Genomic DNA, 18,114 nt, shown 5'->3' with positions numbered 1-18,114 from the left:
CGGCACACTCAAATATGAGTGTGCCGGTTTCACGTTTGACTCCTTGCAATTCTTCGTGACCAATTATAAACTGCAATTCATTGTCTCACACGTACATGCCATTAAAATCCCATAACCCTTCTGAATGTGTAAAAATACACCCATCTTAAACACGACGTATTTCTCGCAATCTTCTAATAATACTATTATAATTTACGAAACTTCTTTGTCAACCATTTATTTCCACCAGCATTTTTCTCTATTCGCTTTTTTCGGAGGTTTTCTGCTTTCTCTTTCGCTTAAATCACAAATTTTGTTTTTGTTTTTGTTTCATTATTCTTATATCTACATTTTCCGACCCGGATATAGCTTCTGATTATACCTGGCTCTATGTATCAGGGCCTCACGCGGTATAGTACTGAAGTATACTTTTCTACCCAAAAGTAGACTCAATATTTCACCTCAATAATACCGCTAAAAGCGCCTATTTGGCTATCTCTAGTTAACCCTATGTAGGACGATTAATACGAAAAACTAACAGATAATAGACATAAAGTTAAATCTTTTTCTAGGAGCAATTTATGAAAGTGTATGAAAGAAGAATTATTTTTGCTTCGGGTATTCTTTTTATTTTGAATGCACTCGATGGACTATTAACTTTTTGGGGGCTGAATCTAAAGGTTATTGAAGAGGCTAATCCATTAATGCGGGGTCTTATCACTATGAACCCTAGTAGTGTCATTTGTGCTAAGTTATTACTCCCCCTATTTATGGGAGTTATTTGTTGGATAGCACGAGAACAATCGCAACGATTAGTTAAATATTCACTTAGTCTGGTCTTAGTGATTTATTTATTGACAAATCTGCTGCATCTTTATTGGTGGTTAAATTTGTAGCGAAAACCAGATCTGATAACACAAAAAAGCCAATGCTCAGGCAGTGGCTTTTTTACTCATCAATATTAGATTACACTAATAAACTTCCAAGTTTATGTTTATTTGCATAAAGCGCTGCCTGTGTACGACAGCTTAGTCCAAGTTTACCGAAAATTTGGCTAACATGTTTTTTAACGGTATACTCGGAAATGAATAGCTGCTCAGCTATATCTTTATTACTTAAACCTTTACCCAACGCTGCCAGAACCTCTAGTTCTCTAGACGTTAACTCTTCAACATTATGCTGCAGGTTTTCTTTCTTCATTACAATTTCCATAATAGACGGATCGTAATACTTTCTCCCCTTACTGACCAGCCGAACAGCATTAACTATTTCCTCTGGCATAGCGTCTTTTAGAATATACCCATCAACACCAAACTCAGACGCACGTTTAAAGTCATCCGGGTCTAATGAAGAAGTTAATATAACAACTTTACAATCACTATCTAACTCTTTGACTTCAGAGATAATATCAAAACCGCTTTCATCCTTTAGCTTTAGGTCTATAATAATAATCTCTGGTTTTAATCTGAAAATAACTTCACGTGCTTCCTTAACACTGGAAGCTTCCCCCGCAAACTCAAACTCACTTTCTAACCCAAGAACTGCCATAAGGCCCTGTCTTGATAATGGATAATCATCAATTGACACTACGTTCATGATGCTCCTCCCCCATACTTTTTTACTAGTGATCTTCGCGCTTTTATTTAACCCGACTTTCGCCAGACCTAGGTCTAAATCGCCTGGGTTTTCCTTTGTATTAATTAACTATGATTGTACGAGAATACGTTACAACCAACAAAAAAACTCAAACTAAATATGTGACGCATTGTCTAGTAGCGTCTTACCGAGTTACCGAAGTCTCTTGGTCTAAACTGGCAAAGGTTAAGAGACTTCATTAGCGGGTCAAGCTTCCCTATTCAAGCAAAATAGATTGGTTTCCCAGGCGACTTAGCAAGCTATGAAGCATTAAAGATTGATTAAACCTGAGCCCCGATAACAGAAAAAACAAACCGTACCATTAAACCAATAGAGGATAACATAGAAATCATTATTTCCGAAAGACAGTGGCTGACCAATCCAATTCCGTACAATATCTTTCACCGGCATCTAAAATCAAACTATCCCCACCAATTTCATTGAGGATTGCGCATAGCTCTTTTTTCAACAATCGTTTGAGGTTCACTAGCATTTACATCAATCCTTTAATCATTCAGTTTACCTTAAATTCTCTAAAGTAAGCTGTGACCCGGTATAACTGTACCAATTCTAATCTCTTTATTTTACGACCTTTTTGCGAAAGATACATCGGCCAAAGGTATGAGATACCGATCCCTACATTAAATAAAGCTTTGTCAACACGTTCACTTTGGTGAAACTCAAGGTCGGGGCAGAGTAAATTGATATTGTATACTATAAACGAGCAAAATTGCTTCCAATCTTTTACCAAAAATAAATAGAGACCAACGGCTTCCTTCTGTGGTATAAAATAAGTCTACCACAACAAATCCATCTCAAGGAGGAAGCAGATGTCTCTGGACCTTATCTTACCAAATAACGAAGCGATGTTCAATTTCTTTAAAAGCTAAACTATGTTTATCCTGAGAAACAAAGACTAAAATCTTTCATTAAGACACAGACCTATGAAGTCATGAGGAAAAAAGCTTTATATAACAATAAGAGTGTGAAATCAGGAATACTCCCTTAAGATTTCACGCTCTGGCTTATTTTTCCCCAAAGATTGAAAAGGGGCTACCTTTTCGTATAGAATCATACCAAAAATTCTTCCACAGCACATCATACCTAGGTACAGTAAAGGACGTTTTGTGCTAATCAGTTATCTTTGTTGTGTTTCGGCGTGCTCTTGGAAAGGGATAAGGCTTTCTAATTCCTAATTCCATAAAAGCTCTCCTGATGTTCTCGTGGACGCGTGCTCCAGAGAAAGGTTTCTTACTTTTACCGAATCTTTCGTTTATTTTTTGTAACTCTTGGAAGGAACTATAGGAGATACGGGGAATTTAGATCATAGACTAATAGCTTCTTTGTAGAAAGCTTACTCATATTTATGATGAGGTGATTAACCAATAATGGAAGAAGCAGCATACAGCCCCGTATTGATAAGAACGAAATACAGCAAGCCTGGGGGCGGCTCTTATCTGATTCCGCGTCGGCGCTTACATCGGAGATTGGGTAATTCACTTAACCATAAGGTTACCACAGTGACGGCACCTGCCGGCTATGGCAAAACCTCTGCCGTCCTCGAATGGCTGGCACAGGCTGGGCTGCCGGCAGCCTGGCTGTCGGTCGATGCTGAAGACAATAACCCCAGGGTATTCTGGCGTTATATCTGTGCAGCTCTCGATGAAATTGCCCTGGGGATAGGCAAAGAAACAGAATATGTCTTCTCATCCTATGAACTGCTCAAAGCCAATATTCATTTGAGTATCCTGATCAACAAACTCTTGGAGCAGGAATCCGACTTCCTGCTCGTGCTCGATGACGTTCATTGGCTGACAGATCCTGCAATTTTGCAGGGGTTATCCTATTTAATCAGCTATCTTCCGCCCAAAATGCATCTGATCCTCATCAGCAGGATCGAGCCCAAGCTGAATCTCACCAAGCAGGGGATAAAATCCCAACTGGTCAGAATCACTTCCGAAGATTTGCGCTTTCGGAACGAAGAGTTTTTTCAGTTCTATCAGACAAGAGGTTTTATGATGGATCAGGCGGCTCTGCAAAAGGTCGAAAGTTATACCGAAGGCTGGGCGGCAGCTTTGGTGGCTATCGCCATGTCCATGGAGAAGGATATGGTAAACCATAAAACCATGGAGGGGCTGACCCACTGCAGGCGGGATATCGGTCAATATCTCCAAACTGAAGTTATCGACTCCTGGCCGGAAGAAATGAAGTCCTTTGCTTTGCAAACCTCCATTTTGGACATACTCAGCGAATCCTTATGCAACGCTGTCACAGGGGACAATACGGGCAGCCGGATGCTGCGGGATATGTATGAGAAGAATGGCTTCCTGATTGCGCTGGATGATGAGAAACATGAGTATCGCTGGCATAAACTATTTAAAGACATCTTGTCTAAACAACTGATAAAGTCTGATCCGGGCATAGTTTCAGAGTTGCATATCAGGGCTGCAACCTGGTACAAAGAGTATGGTTTTAATGTCAAGGCCTTTGAACACTATCTGCAGGGTACTTCCTATGAAGAGGCCGTTAGCCTTTTTGAACAAAAAGTAAAGGTACCCTTCATAACTAACAATGAATTTGTCTGGGCATTCTCCTGGATAGAGAAACTGCCTGAAGCTTATAAGGATAAAAGCTTTAAGATTGCCGGCATGTATGTCATGTATTATGCGCAAATAGAACTTTTCGCCTTATCCAGACAATGGTTAGCCAAAATGGAAGGATTATTGGCTGCCCAACCTTACGCTTCTAATCAAGAACTGAGCAACTTTGCCAGGACATTATTCACGTTATGCGAAGCAAATCTTCTCATCAGAGAAGGTAAGATCGCAGAGCTTTTTGCGAAAGTGAAGTTGGCCGCTGAAGTCAACGCTGGGCAGACTTATAAAGTGCTTGACTACTTGGACTTAAATTTGATGGACATCTACTTTTGCCGCTGCCCGTTTCATTCATTGTCACAGTTGTTTAAGGAAAATCAGAATAGATTTCGGGAAATGATTGGAAATTACCGAACCATGATTGCCCGAAATCCCGGGTATGCTCACCTGTTAGTCGGGGAATACCTTTATGAAAGCAACCGGCTGGAAGAAGCCCTCCCCTATCTGGTGCAAGCACTGGACGAGGCGCAGTCTGCCAATTGCCCGGGTGCCCTTGTGCCAACCATGGTCTGTCTGGCCCGTATGAAAAAAGTCAAGGGGGATATGACAAGTGCCCATGAAGTCCTGGAGGCTTGTGAAAAAAAACTTGAGCACAGCGGTAAAGTACACTGGAATTATCTTCTTCAAGCCTTCCGAACTCGTCTGTATCTTGATTCCGGGGATATGGAAAAAGCGGAGGAGTGGTTTAACAGCGCCAGACTTGACAGCTACATGGAGATAAGCAAAACCCGGGAATTTGAACTGATTGTCTATGCCCGGGTATTAATGGCCATGGGTCGGATCTATGACGCCGAGCTGCTGCTGACAAGGCTTCTCGCCTTTACAAAACTTAAGGCAAGGCGGCACAGTATGGTAGAGATATTGAACCTGCTGGCGATGCTGTACTATCAAACTAATAAAATGCCCCAAGCCGTAAATTATCTGGAAAAATCCCTAAGCATAGGGAGGGAAGCCGGGTATGTCAGGAGTTATCTTGACGAGTCTGATCTCATGATGAACCTGTTGCGATACTGCATAATAAAATGGGGAGACGGGGAAAATTACGATACTCCTGAAGCACTGATCGTCTACGCCAAAGAGATTTTCCGGCAAACTCAGAAAAATTTGCCCATGAAGCCGGCTATCTCCAGTGAGGCAACGGCAAAAATGCTGTTAACGAATAAAGAGAAAACGGTGCTGAAACTTCTGCTGGAGGCCTATAGCAATAAAGAGATTGCCCACAAGATGGGAATTACCTTGCGGACTGTCAAATCTCACACCAGCAATATTTATTGCAAACTGGGTGTAACAAGCAGGGCCCAGTGTGTCAAGTTAGCCCGGGAATTGCGGCTTGAGTAAGGCGCGGATGATTATAACTATCCTCCGATAACTATATATAAGTGTTGCAAATCCATAAAAACGATCCTTTCTTGCCTTCAAGAAAGGATCGTTTTTAAACACTTGAGCTGCTTACAACTGTTTTAACTGCTCTCGATATTGCCTTAATTCGTTTTCATCAAAATCGTCAATAGTATCTTGCAATACTTTAAGCATCTTAGATCGATCTTCAGGAATTTTACCAATTACGGGAGTCGCTATTGATACATGATTAGCAAAAACTTTGGTGTTTGTTTCCAGATGTTCGATAAAGCATTTTAATTCTTGAACACGTTCGAATTCGTTGGCTTCAACAAATTCGCCCTTAAGTTTTTGTTCATATAACTCTGTACCCGGTATTAGAGTTAAAGAGGTTATCCCTATACTTCTTGGTTTGAGTTGATTAAAAAATTTGGCCGTTGCCAGAGCACTGATTTCCCCTTTAGTATGACCAGCTAATCCATTTAAATAGATTCCATGATACTCGATTCTGGCTTCCTCTAATCGTTTGCATTGTACCACAGCTTCTTCGGCGGTATTTCCTTTATGGATTCGAGTTAATATCTCATTATGACCGGTTTCAATTCCGATATACAGCTGATTAATTCCCAGAGAACTCAGTATCTTAAGTTCCTCGGTTGTTTTTGATTTGATATTGGTTATCCGAGCATACATGGAAATAGTTTTACAGTGCGGCAGGTATTCTTTAATTTTTCCGGCAATTAGTTTCAGCTGTTCAAAGCTTAAAACAAAGGGATCACCACCGACAAGGTATACCCTTTCAGCATTTGGCCGCAGGTCAAGAACCTCTTTTAAATCTTCCTCTATTTGCTCGATCGGTTCGATACGAAATGGGACATCCTTGTACATGCTGCAAAATGTGCAGCAGTCATGTGAACATCCGACTGTGACTTGCAATAGTATGGTTTTAGCCTCGGCAGGCGGTCTATAGATCGTACCTGTGTAATGCATTTTACCCCCCCCTTTTACCCTCAATGATCATCTTCAACTATATCAAACTTCATTTCACAGAGCAGCAAAAACCGGATTAAGATCAACTATTCGATTATTCAAGATTATTATTAATCTTTACCATATTATAACACATTATCGGTGGGGCCATAAAGTATAGGGATGTCGTTTTCTGCCACGTGTGCCTATCTGAACCTACTTTCCTTGCCGCTAGGCCGCCTCTATGTTATGATAAACCCGACTTTTACAGTTTGAAGAATGCAAAAAGCCCGTAGTTGTTGAAACTGTGGGCTTTTTCTTGATATGAGTGTATCTAAATTTTGTTATGCTAAGGCAATAGTTTTCAAAAACTTATTAAACGCCTCTTGCCGAAAATAGATGTTGTAGCAATCTGTACCATAGGTATCCTGAATTAACTTGTAATCTAGCGCGATTTCATCTTCGTCTGAAAAGGCCAGCGCATCCACAAGGTTGCCTTTCTTGTTACGGATCGTTTGAAACGCGATCGCACCGCCGACATCGTCAAGGTGAATGATGCCGCCCTTCAAAACCCGACATGTTGCGGCATCCAGCGCTCTTGCTATGCGCTCGGCTGACAATGCCTTTTCTCCCATACGGTGCTGAATGATTCGGAGGACGAGGAGTGCGACGAAACAGATCAGGAAATGGGCACGGATATGCTCATTCTTACGGACGAACACAGGTCTGGCATCAAAATCCGTTTTCATCATCCTAAACGACTGCTCTATCCGCCAAAGACCGCCATACACCTGACGCATTTTTCGCTCATCATAGTCAAGTTCGCTGGTAATGATACAAAAATAGCCGTCATATCTCGCATCGTTCTCCGCCTTTTCCAAATCCACGCCGCGCAGCTTTTTCGTAGTTTCCAGAACCTCACCGGTCTTCTTGTCAACGAGGGTTTCTTTGGTATATTCGTCGACGCCCTTTTAATGCCATAGGCATTGTTCTTGACGGAGCGCGCGGCCTTTTCAAGCTTTTCCTCCCGCTTGCGCCTCGCCCTGTCAGCTTCGGCCTTGCGCCAATACAGAAGCACGTTCCTCGTCCGGCGTTCTTTTTTCCGTCCTTGTCTTTTCCCTCATAGTCTTCCGTGAACAGCTTATATCGGTAGGTACCGCTCTCGTTCGACGTCCACCCGTTTTTATCAAACAGTTTTTCATTGTAGCGCTGTCCCTTTTTCCCTTTTAGTATCTGTGAGAAAACGAAACCGTCGCCCTGGTTTAGGATCACGTCAATATTCTTCGACGAATTGAGCCCTTTGTCGGCGACCACAACCAGCCTGCCAAGCCCGTAGGATTCCTTGACGTCCTTCATGGTCGGCTGAAGCGTGAGGGAATCGCTTGTGTTGCCAGGGAAAATCGACATGCTGACCGGAAGTCCGTTCGAATCCATGAAAAGACCCATCGCGACAATCGGGTCGGTGCGGTGCTCTTTCGATACACCCCTTTTCCGCAGGTCGTCCTCGCCATCGGGACAGTCTATTTCGAAGAAATAGTTGGTCACGTCATAGAATGCGTAGGAAAGGTCACGACCAATGGTTTCCTTGACACGCTTATTCAAATGTCGCTGCAACTCTACCCCGAACTCTTCGAAATAGTCAAGCGATCGGTAGACATCCGGCAGCGTGAAGTCCGTACGCATTCCATAGAAACCGTTCTTCATCTGGCAGGAGGCGCGCTTGGAATCCGGGCGGAGAATTCTTAACAACACCAGAAATTTAAAAATGTCGCTGGGCGAATACTCCCCTCGGAACTTGTGGGATGGCCTCATAGCCCTTGATAAATGACTTGATTTCAAGCAGATCATAGACGGCCTCCAGAAATTTATATCCGTAGTTCTGCCGTCGGTTTTCCTCGCAGTACATCCTTGCAGTTCCAGGTGCCTCTATTCGAAGCGGAACGTTTTCTGCTCTGTAATTGGCGTTAAATTCCTTGACTTTGGCCATGAAAACTTCGGGGTCACTTTGGTCTTCAAGGTAACCGAAGTCTCGGATCGTTCGTTGTTTGGTTGGCATTCCTGGGCCGGGACGATACCCCTCGACCACTCGCACCTGTGTCCGAGGTGTTCCATCCGCCGTCGTTCTTTTGTCTATTTTGACCATGTTACAATCACCCTACACATATAGTAGCACATCGTTAGCATAACATCAATTATGTCTGCAAAAAAACGCGGAAATCTGCGTCAATGGGGAACTTTTTTAGTTGTTCCTTACTAATTTACTATGTTAACTGTAAAAGTCGGGTTATAACACATTATCGGTGGGGCCATAAAGTATAGGGATGTCGTTTTCTGCCACGTGTGCCTATCTGAACCTACTTTCCTTGCCGCTAGGCCGCCTCTATGTTATGATAAATCAAGGAAAAATGTGGAACTTGATAAGAAAAGACATAGAAATCCTTAATCAGCTTTGCGTTAGGAGATGATCATTAATGAGCCAACCCGAACAGAATCCTGACCGTAAATTCACTTATCAAGACTATCTGACTTGGTCGGAAGAAGAACAATGGGAGCTCATTAACGGAATTCCTTATAACATGACTCCCGCTCCATCGACACAACACCAGAAAATTGTTACTGTGCTCATAGCCCAATTCTACAACGCCCTTAAAGACAGTCCATGCCAAGTTTTTGCCGCCCCTTTTGATGTAAGATTACCCGAACAACAAGGGAAAAGCAGTGACGATATCTTCACTGTTGTACAACCTGATCTAGCTATTATCTGCGATCGAAATAAGCTGGATAACCGCGGATGTGTTGGCAGCCCTGATCTCATTATTGAGGTAACATCCCCATCAAGTCTGCGTAAAGACATTAAGGATAAATTTTATCTATATGAAAAGGCTGGGGTGAATCAATATTGGATAATCTACCCTGAGCAAAAGACGGTCGTAGTTTTTGCATTAGACAAAAAAGAAGGGAGATTCGGCCGCCCCGACATCTATTGTGAAACTGATATCCTACGAACTGAGACAGATAAATCTATACATATAGATTTATCTGAAGTATTCCAAGAGTATTGACCTGCATTGACCATACCTCAAAGCCAGTAAGACTTAGGTGCATACAGTTGCCTCTCTGTCCATTCGAGCATTAAAAAACCGCATGTCGCAATGACAATGCGGTTTTTTCAATAAACGGCTTATTTTATAAATCATCAGTTCTCACGCTAATATTATTAATAGAAGGAACATCAATGATTCTAGTTGCCACCTGCTTCGCTAAATACATATTATGGGTAATCAAAATTATTCCCATCTTTTTTTTGTCTGCGTGACTAAGCAGGAACTGCCAGATATGAGCCTGGTTAACCGCATCCAACATTGTGGTCATTTCATCGGCTATTAAAATACGAGTCTGCTCCCCTAAAGCCCGTACCAAGCAAAACCGCTGCAGTTCACCGCCCGAAAGCTCATTGGGCCAACGCTCCAGCCACTTTTCCCGGATGCCCACCTCCCGAATAATCTCAGGGTCTTGTACGCCGGCCTCCGCCAGGGAATGCTTCATTTTCCAGCGGGAATTCAAGGCTTTTTCCGGATGCTGATAAACCAGTTGAACCGGGCGATACTCATCCTTGGGCAAAGCCTTCCCTCCCCAAAGAACAGTGCCTTTTACCGGCTTAAGATAACCTGCCATGATTTTGGCCAATGTACTTTTTCCATAGCCGCTAGGTCCAACTAAGGCTACCCTTTCCCCATCCTCAATAGTCAGGCTCACATTATTTAGAACCCAAGGCCCATTTGCGTAACGAAAACTCACGTCTTTCACTTCAAGCGTGGTAGCCACAAGCACACCTCAATTCATCGCCGTCAATTTCCCAAACCGCGCAGCTTAAACCACATTTTGGGCAGCGAGCTATTTGAAAGCCATTTTGCGGCAAAGCTCTGAAAAGGGCCCGGCTGTAAAGATGTTTTAAGCCTTCGCCATCTCCGGAAAAATCTTCCTTCCTTGCTGTCTCAACTACTGTACCGCTGTGGAAAATAGAAATGCGATCAGCCACATTTAAGGCTAAATCAATGTCGTGAGTAATCAGCAAAACTCCCTTACCCAGATCGGCAAATTCCCTTAAGTCCTTTAGCGCCTGAATCGCCAGGTTTAAATCCAAACCTGGCGTAGGTTCATCAGCAATAATCAGCTCCGCGTTCGCCACTACCGCGGTAGAAATCAATATCCTGCGGGCCATACCTCCCGAAAGTTGAAATGGATAAAGTTTTTCTGCTTTCTCATCTAAACGATATTTCTTAAAAGCCTTCCGTTGGGCCTCCCGCAGCCTTTCGCCTCCGGTGCCCCGCACCTGTTCGCCAACACGCATCAACGGGTCAAGATACGCCACGGATTGGGGAATAAACGCAATTTCTTTTCCTTGCAGTTTTTCCTGATATTCACGGGTCAACTCTTTGCCTTTATAGGTCATTTTCCCGCCAACTCTGGCATTGTACGGCAGAATACCCATTATGGCGTGAGCAAGCAAGCTTTTTCCTGAACCGCTGGAGCCGACTACCGCCAGAATTTCCCCGGTATGAATTTGAATACTCAAATCGGCAATCGTCAGATTTGTTGATTTTTTTAACGAGGCATCATAACTATCAAAGGCTACCGAAAGCCCCTGAACATCTAAGATAACTGTCCGCTTACTTTCAGCCACTCTCTCAACCTCCTACTCATGAGCGGTATTGGGATCAATTAAAATCTTTATATAGTCCCCTATTAAATCAAAGAGCATTACAACCAACAACAGGGCTAAGCCAGGGAAAAAGGCCAACCACCACATCCCGGTAGCCAGATGCTTCATTGATTCTGATAAAATGACCCCTACTGCCGGAACTTCTAAAGGTAACCCATAACCTAGAAAGGTAATTCCCGCCTCATGCAAAATAGCATGAGGAAAAAGTAAAATTAAGCCTACCACATATTGCGGGATAACATGAGGAATGATATGACTGCTCGCTACATACCAGGGACTTTTTCCCAAAGCACGGGCAACCTGAACATAGTGAGCTGATCTTACCTGCATGACCTCGGCCCGAATTACCCTTGTCAAACTTGGCCAATGTGTTACCGCAACCCCGGTAATAACACCAACCGCTCCGCCGCCAAGCGCAATGGAAATCAAAATCAGCAGAATCATGTGGGGAATCCCCATGCAAAGATCAACCAGCCAATTAACAAATGTGTCTACTTTGCCTCCAAAGACAGCAGATAACGTACCAAGAGTAAGGGCAATAACCGAGCTGACTGTCGCTGCAAGCAATCCTACGCGTATACTCAATGAAAGCCCGGCAACCGTCCGGAAAAACATATCACGCCCCAAATAATCCGTACCAAATGGATGCTCCCAGGAAGGCGCCTGACTTCTGAATTCATAATTCGGCGCATACAAAGCGGGGTCCATCAGAATCCCACCGATGGTGATGGCAGTCAGAATCAACAGACCACTCCCAATAATCAGCATAATTTTTTGACGGCGATTCAAACTCCATTTGTTTGAAGCTGCCACAACTACCGTATCAGGATTCATGACCGGCCTCCTTCCCGGATTTGAGGATCTACAATCCCATAGATCACATTTGCCATAAGATTTCCTGTAAATACAAAAAGAACACTAAACAGGGCGATACCCAGCAGTAAAGGGACATCGCCCTTCAAACCGGCATGGGTGGCCGCGTTTCCCAGGCCAGGATAAGAAAAAACCTTCTCCGCTAACACCGAGCCGCCAAACAGCTCGCTAACCGAAGCGAACTGCAAGGTTATGCCGGGCAAGGCGATATTGCGCAAGCCATGACGCCAAATAATCTCCCTGGTTTTTTCCCCGCGCGCTTTAGCAAAAAGGATATATTCACTCTTAAGCACGTCAATGAGTTTCTGACGGGTATGAAGCGCAACGCCGGCCACACCGGTAATGCTCAAAGTTACCGCAGGTAAAATCAGGTGATAAATTTTGTCACCTAAAGTAACCTCATGGGCCAATTTATCGATTGGCGCTGCCAGTCCTAAGGGAAACCACTGCAGATAGATAGCAAAAACCATCAAGAACAACAATCCCATCCAAAAAAGCGGCGTGGACGCCAATATCATGCAAAAGCTCTTAATAAATCGATCCAGCCATTTATCCTTATTTACAGCAGCGATAATACCCAAAATAAATCCCAACACCCCGGACAGCACCCAGGCAACTCCCATCAAGGCCAGAGACGCCCGAAAGCGCTCGCCGATAACCTTCGCTACAGGCTGACGATAAGTAATGGAATCGCCCATATCACCCTGAAGAACATGGCCTATCCAGATGCCATAACGCTCTACAGGGGATTTGTTAAGACCCCAATATTCAGCGATATTAACCCTTTGCTCTTCGGAAACGCTGGCGTCGCCCAAATAAGCGTCTATGGGATCAATCGGCGACAGAACAATAAGCGTAAAACTGATTAGACTGACAGCCACAAGAAGAGTCAGCATCCGCAATAAAGTACTGCTGAAATAGCGGGCAAATACTTTATACACTGAAGTCCCCATGCAACTACCACGACCAATCATTCATATTTTCTACAATAGATATCCCCTGCCCGCGTGTCGGCAATTTCTTCAAGGAGGGAATTTCAAGCCCTTCTCTGACAAGATAAGTAACTTCCGGTCGAACGATCCACAAATACGGAACATCCCTTTGAGCAAGAGCCTGTCCTTCCTGCCAATATTTATTGGCCTCGTCAGAGTTCGTTGCAGCAAGGGCTTTTTTGATAACGCCATCAACTTCCGGATTGGTATAGGAAGCCGGATTACCTATAACCGCTACTCCGATTTGCGAAGAATCATAATAACGATAGAATTCTATCGGATTAGGCTGACCAAAAACCCAGCAAGTCGGTAAGTTTCTTGCATCCCGGCATTCTGACCAAGGAGCAGATTTTGGGATAATCTGTATACCAAGCTTTTTCACATCTTCCGCCAGGGCAACTACCGTATTATAACGCGCCAGGTCATTGCTTCGGCCTGTAATCAGGATTTCCGCCTTGACATTATTTTTCTCCCGGATGCCGTCACCGTCAGTATCCTTCCAGCCTGCATCTTCCAATATCTTTTTGGCTTCTTCAACCCGGTTGTCTTCAAACTTGTCGCCATTGCTCCAAGGAAGTTCCGCTGCCGCTCCATAGGTAACTTGTCCAAATCCGTTCAAAGCATTTTGTGTAATGAGCTGCCGGTTTATCCCTATGTTTAAAGCTTGGCGAATCGCAAGATCACTTGTCACATTATTGCCTGCTTTTTTCCCTGAAGAGTCGATCGTTTCCGGAATCGTTGGCAAGTTAATTACAAAAGCGTCCATGGCAGACATCTTATAAAGTTTCATTCCTTCAACCTGCGTGTTGGCAAACTCAGATTCAACAAGTACCAAATCCAGCTGTCCTGATTTTGCCGCCGCCAGAGCTGCATCTTCATCCAGTTTTAAGATTGTTACTTTTTTAAACTTCGGCATTGCACCGTAATAATGTTCATTAGGTACAAGAATCAACTTCTGATCAATGGCAAATTCTGCGACTTGCCAGGCTCCGGAGCCCATGGGATGATCGCCATAGGTTTCATTATACGCATGCTTTGGTACAATTCCGACCTCGCTTAGATTAAATACAAAGGGGGACCATGGGTATTTTAACTGAAAAACAACCGTACTTGCGTCTAACGCTTCAACTGAATCCAGCATTGTCAGGTCCGCAGCAGAAGCTTTACTTTTCGTTGTTTCAAACGTAAAGACCACATCTTCCGAAGTTAAGGGATGACCATCAGCAAATTTTGCATCATCCCGTATCTTAAACGTGTATGTTAATCCATCTGTACTGATATCATAAGATGCGGCCAAATCATTTGCCAATTGATTATTTTCTTTTACTTGCAATAAATGGCTGTGAAATATATCCGGCGCCCATACGCCATAGCCTGCAGTCGGATCAAAACCGCCGGCCACCAAATTGACACCCGCGGAAATAACAATCTCATCTTTTACTACTGCTTCTTTTTCTGCATTTATTACATTTTTAGAAGGTGAACACCCCACAGCCAGAAACATCATGACTAACAAAAACGCTGCAATCTTTCTCATAATTTTCTCCTCCTTCACAACCTTCACTCGCCGTAAAGGCCTAAAAATAAAAAACCTTTTACCCTATCTAAGGTAAAAGGTTTAGCTGGTATTTGACGATAAACGTACTCTCAAATACACACAAACACCCCCCCTAATATTCCCGTAGGCAGCTCAGACTTGGAAATAAGCAGGTCTCCTGGCTAAAGTTCATCATCAACTCACGTCTTCCCGGGAGATAGTTTCCCCAGTGACAATATGTAAGTTGACTCCCTCTTACAGTGGCGGGCACCGCGTCAGCTTCAACTGACTTCCCTTTTCAATTCTTCCCCTCAGGGAAAAATCACTTATTCCTAACTATTCACTTACTTGAATAATACTAAGCAAATTACATTTTATCTCATTTTATTTAATTTACTTGCATTTTTTACAGGGTATCATAACCTTTTTCCTTTTTCAATAGCCATTCCCCAAATTTTTGCTCTTTTCATCAAACCTAAAAAGCTTATACTAACTTAAACTATCTTCCTCCAAGGCAATAGCAGCTATAATACTATAATACGGAGATTCATAAGACATTTTAATTATAATTTTTAATCCTTTGAAATTGGCTTCTCCCGTTTAAACTAAACTGAATCAGTTGTACTCTAAATAAATATTTATTTTTTTGCCGGATAAAACATTGACCTTTTCCAAGAAGTATGCTTATATTTACACATGAGCACCTGTTCACGTATCATCAAATAAGTTTTTGCGAGGTAGAAAATGAGTAATTTATTAAATTCATCAAACGAAGAACATAGTCATACTCATCACCAATGCGACAGCGATCATAACCATTCTCATCACGAATGCGGCTGTGGTCATGACCATTCTCATCAAAACGAACATCTACATAGTTCAGGACATCCTCAAGCCGGTCAAAATGAACTTTTTCACATTCATGTCAATCACGCTGATGTATGTGAAAAAACTCTCACAAGAGATCCTGGCGACCTGACTGATACCAAGTCGGAAAAACGGGTTTATCTATTAGAAAATCTAGGCTGCGCCAACTGTGCATCAAAAATGGAGCAGAAGATACTAGCTCTCCCGGAAATAGACTATGCATCCATTTCTTTTACCACAAAACAATTGCACGTAGCTGCCAATGATCCAGAAAAACTACTTCCGGTTTTTCAGGAAATCTGTTCCTCCATCGAGCCGGACGTTAAAGTTGTACCGAGAACGAAATCTCCTGGTATCGTTAAAACTAAAACGTTTATATTAGAAAATTTAGGCTGTGCCAACTGTGCTTCTAAAATGGAAAAACGTATTAATGAATTGACTGGAATAAATAATGCGACTATTACATTTGCAACAAAACAATTGAAAGTAAGTGGGCTTTCACCAGAAAGCATGCTCCCGGAAATACAAAAAATCTGTTCCTCCATCGAGTCGGACGTTAAAGTCGTGCCAAAAGAAACGACTGTTCATACGGCACCGGAAACAACCGGAAACAAGCATAAGTTATCGGATAACCTTAAGTCTGGTATTTTTATTGGAATCGGTTCTGCTGTTTTTATTGCCGGGGAGATTCTAAAGCATGTTCTCCCAGGCAGCTCTATGATTGTCAATATACTTTTTGTTCTGGCCTATATCATATTAGGTTACAGAATTGTGTGGACAGCCATTAACAATTTGTTTAAGGGCCGTATCTTTGACGAAAACTTTTTAATGAGTATCGCCACCTTGGGAGCTTTTTGCATCGGCGAGTTTGCCGAAGCTGTAGGTGTTATGCTCTTTTATCGTATCGGTGAATTATTTGAACACGTTGCAGTCGAAAAAAGCCGTGGTCAGATTATGAGTGCAGTGGATATGCGTCCAGAAGTTGTTAATCTGTTAGTCGGTGAAGATGTTCGCATCATTCCTTCAGGCGATGCCCAAGTTGACGATATCTTAGTGGTTCGTCCCGGGGATAGAATTCCTTTAGATGGGGTCGTCGTTGAAGGAGACAGCCGCCTTGATACTTCCCCTTTGACCGGCGAACCAGTACCTGTTAAGGTTGCATCAGGTGATAAGGTAACCTCCGGCTGCATTAATACTTCAGGTGTGATTAAGATTCGTGTGGAAAAGGTTCTGGAAGAATCTATGGTAACTCGTATTTTGGATTCCGTGGAAAATGCTGCTGCCAGCAAGCCCAAAATTGATCGTTTTATTACTAGATTTTCACGTGCCTATACACCCTTTGTGGTTATCTTAGCTCTATTTACCGCTATAGTTCCTTCTCTTATAACCGGCGATTGGACAAAATGGGTTTACACTGCCTTAACCTTCCTGGTTATCAGTTGTCCTTGTGCTCTGGTCTTAAGTGTACCTCTGGCATTTTTCTCAGGTATCGGAGCAGGTTCCAAACGAGGTATTCTGTTCAAGGGTGGAGCTGCTTTAGAGGCCATTAAAGATATCAAAGTTGTAGCCATGGATAAAACCGGGACTATTACTGAAGGAAACTTTGTTGTTCAAAACAGCGTTCCCACAGGTAATATTGAAGCAGATTATTTATTGGCTCTGGCCGCCGGCTGCGAACGAACGTCTACCCATCCTATTGCCAACAGCATCGTGAATGCTGCTTGCGCCAAGGGTTTATCTTTAGAAAGGCCAACGGCAGTAAACGAATTTTCAGGGAGAGGGGTTCAAGCTACCCTTTCGGACGGTGAAGTGCTTTGTGGAAATTTCGATTTTTTGGAATCATTTCAGATTGATCTTTCTGATTATAAAAATGAGCAGTATGGCACAGAAGTGCTGGTGGCTCTAAATCGTAGATTCATTGGTCATATTATTATCTCAGATACCATTAAAGAAGATGCCGCTGCCGCCATCTCCGCTATCAAAGGATTAGATATTTTAACAGTCATGCTAACAGGTGATGGCAAAAGCAGTGCTGAGGCAGTAGCTGCTCAAACGGGCATTGACGACATTCGTGCCAAATTGCTGCCCCATGAAAAATTAACAGAATTGCGCAAGATTCAAGATTCCTATGGGCAAGTCATGTTTGTAGGAGACGGCATCAATGATGCTCCTGTGTTGGCCGGTGCGGATGTAGGGGCTGCTATGGGAAGCGGTGCAGATGCCGCTATTGAAGCGGCGGACGTCGTCTTCATGACATCCGCTATGGAGGCGATTCCACAATCGATTTCTATCGCTCGTATCACAAATAAAATTGCGGTTCAAAATATTGTCTTTGCCTTAGCAATTAAAGCACTTGTTATGGTACTGGGTTTAGCCGGGTTTGCAAATATGTGGATGGCTGTATTTGCCGATACGGGAGTAGCTATAATTTGTGTCTTAAATTCTATCAGAATTCTATATAGAGGCAATTCCTCCTATACCGACCCTGCAAGACAGCATATCACCCCTAAAATTTCATATTCTGATTAAATTCACAAGCTAATTTAC

General features: G+C 43.0%; 12 protein-coding genes, 1 pseudogene and 2 riboswitches. Of the genes and pseudogenes, 4 read left to right on the top strand and 9 right to left on the bottom strand.

The features are described from left to right. Positions 1 to 12: 12 nt before the first annotated feature. Positions 13 to 97: riboswitch (cyclic di-GMP riboswitch) on the bottom strand. 463 nt (positions 98 to 560) lie between these two features. Continuing rightward, positions 561 to 875, top strand: a complete 315-nt coding sequence (locus DESYODRAFT_RS10980) for a DUF5658 family protein (RefSeq protein ID WP_007782992.1) — start codon at positions 561 to 563, stop codon at positions 873 to 875. Positions 876 to 945: 70 nt separating this feature from the next. Here the strand turns inward: DESYODRAFT_RS10980 and DESYODRAFT_RS10975 are convergent, their stop codons facing one another. Then, the gene (locus DESYODRAFT_RS10975) at positions 946 to 1,575 is read right to left on the bottom strand and encodes a response regulator (protein ID WP_007782990.1); all 630 of its coding nucleotides are present in this window, start codon (positions 1,573 to 1,575) and stop codon (positions 946 to 948) included. Positions 1,576 to 1,966: 391 nt separating this feature from the next. Further along, positions 1,967 to 2,107, bottom strand: coding sequence for a hypothetical protein (locus DESYODRAFT_RS28145; protein WP_007782988.1), 141 nt, complete (start codon positions 2,105 to 2,107; stop codon positions 1,967 to 1,969). Positions 2,108 to 3,002: 895 nt separating this feature from the next. Between DESYODRAFT_RS28145 and DESYODRAFT_RS10970 the strand changes: the two genes are divergently transcribed. Further along, positions 3,003 to 5,606 carry a winged helix-turn-helix domain-containing protein gene (locus DESYODRAFT_RS10970; protein WP_007782987.1) on the top strand — a complete coding sequence of 868 codons (2,604 nt, stop codon included), beginning with the start codon at positions 3,003 to 3,005 and terminating at the stop codon, positions 5,604 to 5,606. Positions 5,607 to 5,717: 111 nt separating this feature from the next. On the opposite strand, the gene DESYODRAFT_RS10965 is transcribed toward DESYODRAFT_RS10970, so the two are convergent. Further along, positions 5,718 to 6,596 (bottom strand): radical SAM protein, encoded by an 879-nt coding sequence (locus tag DESYODRAFT_RS10965; protein ID WP_007782985.1) that lies wholly within the window; start codon positions 6,594 to 6,596, stop codon positions 5,718 to 5,720. A 323-nt stretch (positions 6,597 to 6,919) separates the two neighbouring features. After that, positions 6,920 to 8,718 (bottom strand): annotated as a pseudogene (locus tag DESYODRAFT_RS29950) (IS1634 family transposase). A 328-nt stretch (positions 8,719 to 9,046) separates the two neighbouring features. On the opposite strand from DESYODRAFT_RS29950, the gene DESYODRAFT_RS10955 reads away from it, so the two are divergent. Then, positions 9,047 to 9,637: a Uma2 family endonuclease gene (locus tag DESYODRAFT_RS10955; RefSeq protein ID WP_007782984.1), complete on the top strand. Its 591-nt coding sequence runs from the start codon at positions 9,047 to 9,049 to the stop codon at positions 9,635 to 9,637. 124 nt (positions 9,638 to 9,761) lie between these two features. Here the strand turns inward: DESYODRAFT_RS10955 and DESYODRAFT_RS10950 are convergent, their stop codons facing one another. From DESYODRAFT_RS10950 to DESYODRAFT_RS10930, 5 genes are read right to left on the bottom strand one after another with little or no spacing between them, the layout of a single operon-like run. Then, a complete protein-coding gene (locus tag DESYODRAFT_RS10950) occupies positions 9,762 to 10,400 on the bottom strand; it encodes an ABC transporter ATP-binding protein (protein ID WP_007782983.1) in 639 nt (212 codons plus the stop codon). Then, complete coding sequence (locus DESYODRAFT_RS10945) at positions 10,384 to 11,259, bottom strand: ATP-binding cassette domain-containing protein (protein ID WP_007782981.1); 876 nt, start codon at positions 11,257 to 11,259, stop codon at positions 10,384 to 10,386. The genes DESYODRAFT_RS10950 and DESYODRAFT_RS10945 overlap by 17 nt, the downstream gene beginning before the upstream one ends. Before the next feature lie 12 nt (positions 11,260 to 11,271). Then, the gene (locus tag DESYODRAFT_RS10940; RefSeq protein ID WP_007782979.1) at positions 11,272 to 12,132 is read right to left on the bottom strand and encodes an ABC transporter permease; all 861 of its coding nucleotides are present in this window, start codon (positions 12,130 to 12,132) and stop codon (positions 11,272 to 11,274) included. Then, a complete protein-coding gene (locus tag DESYODRAFT_RS10935) occupies positions 12,129 to 13,124 on the bottom strand; it encodes an ABC transporter permease (protein WP_042339612.1) in 996 nt (331 codons plus the stop codon). The genes DESYODRAFT_RS10940 and DESYODRAFT_RS10935 overlap by 4 nt, the downstream gene beginning before the upstream one ends. Positions 13,125 to 13,128: 4 nt before the next feature. Next, positions 13,129 to 14,700 (bottom strand): ABC transporter substrate-binding protein, encoded by a 1,572-nt coding sequence (locus DESYODRAFT_RS10930; RefSeq protein WP_007782977.1) that lies wholly within the window; start codon positions 14,698 to 14,700, stop codon positions 13,129 to 13,131. Positions 14,701 to 14,851: 151 nt separating this feature from the next. Further along, a riboswitch (cobalamin riboswitch) is annotated at positions 14,852 to 15,045 on the bottom strand. A gap of 399 nt (positions 15,046 to 15,444) precedes the next feature. Here DESYODRAFT_RS10930 and DESYODRAFT_RS10925 point away from each other — a divergent pair. Then, a complete protein-coding gene (locus tag DESYODRAFT_RS10925; protein WP_007782975.1) occupies positions 15,445 to 18,096 on the top strand; it encodes a heavy metal translocating P-type ATPase in 2,652 nt (883 codons plus the stop codon). The last annotated feature ends 18 nt before the right edge of the window (positions 18,097 to 18,114 follow it).

Source organism: Desulfosporosinus youngiae DSM 17734 (assembly GCF_000244895.1).
Taxonomy (GTDB): Bacteria; Bacillota; Desulfitobacteriia; order Desulfitobacteriales; family Desulfitobacteriaceae; genus Desulfosporosinus; species Desulfosporosinus youngiae.
The sequence above is the reverse complement of the archived record's forward strand: the minus strand, read 5'-3'. Positions and strand labels throughout refer to the sequence as shown.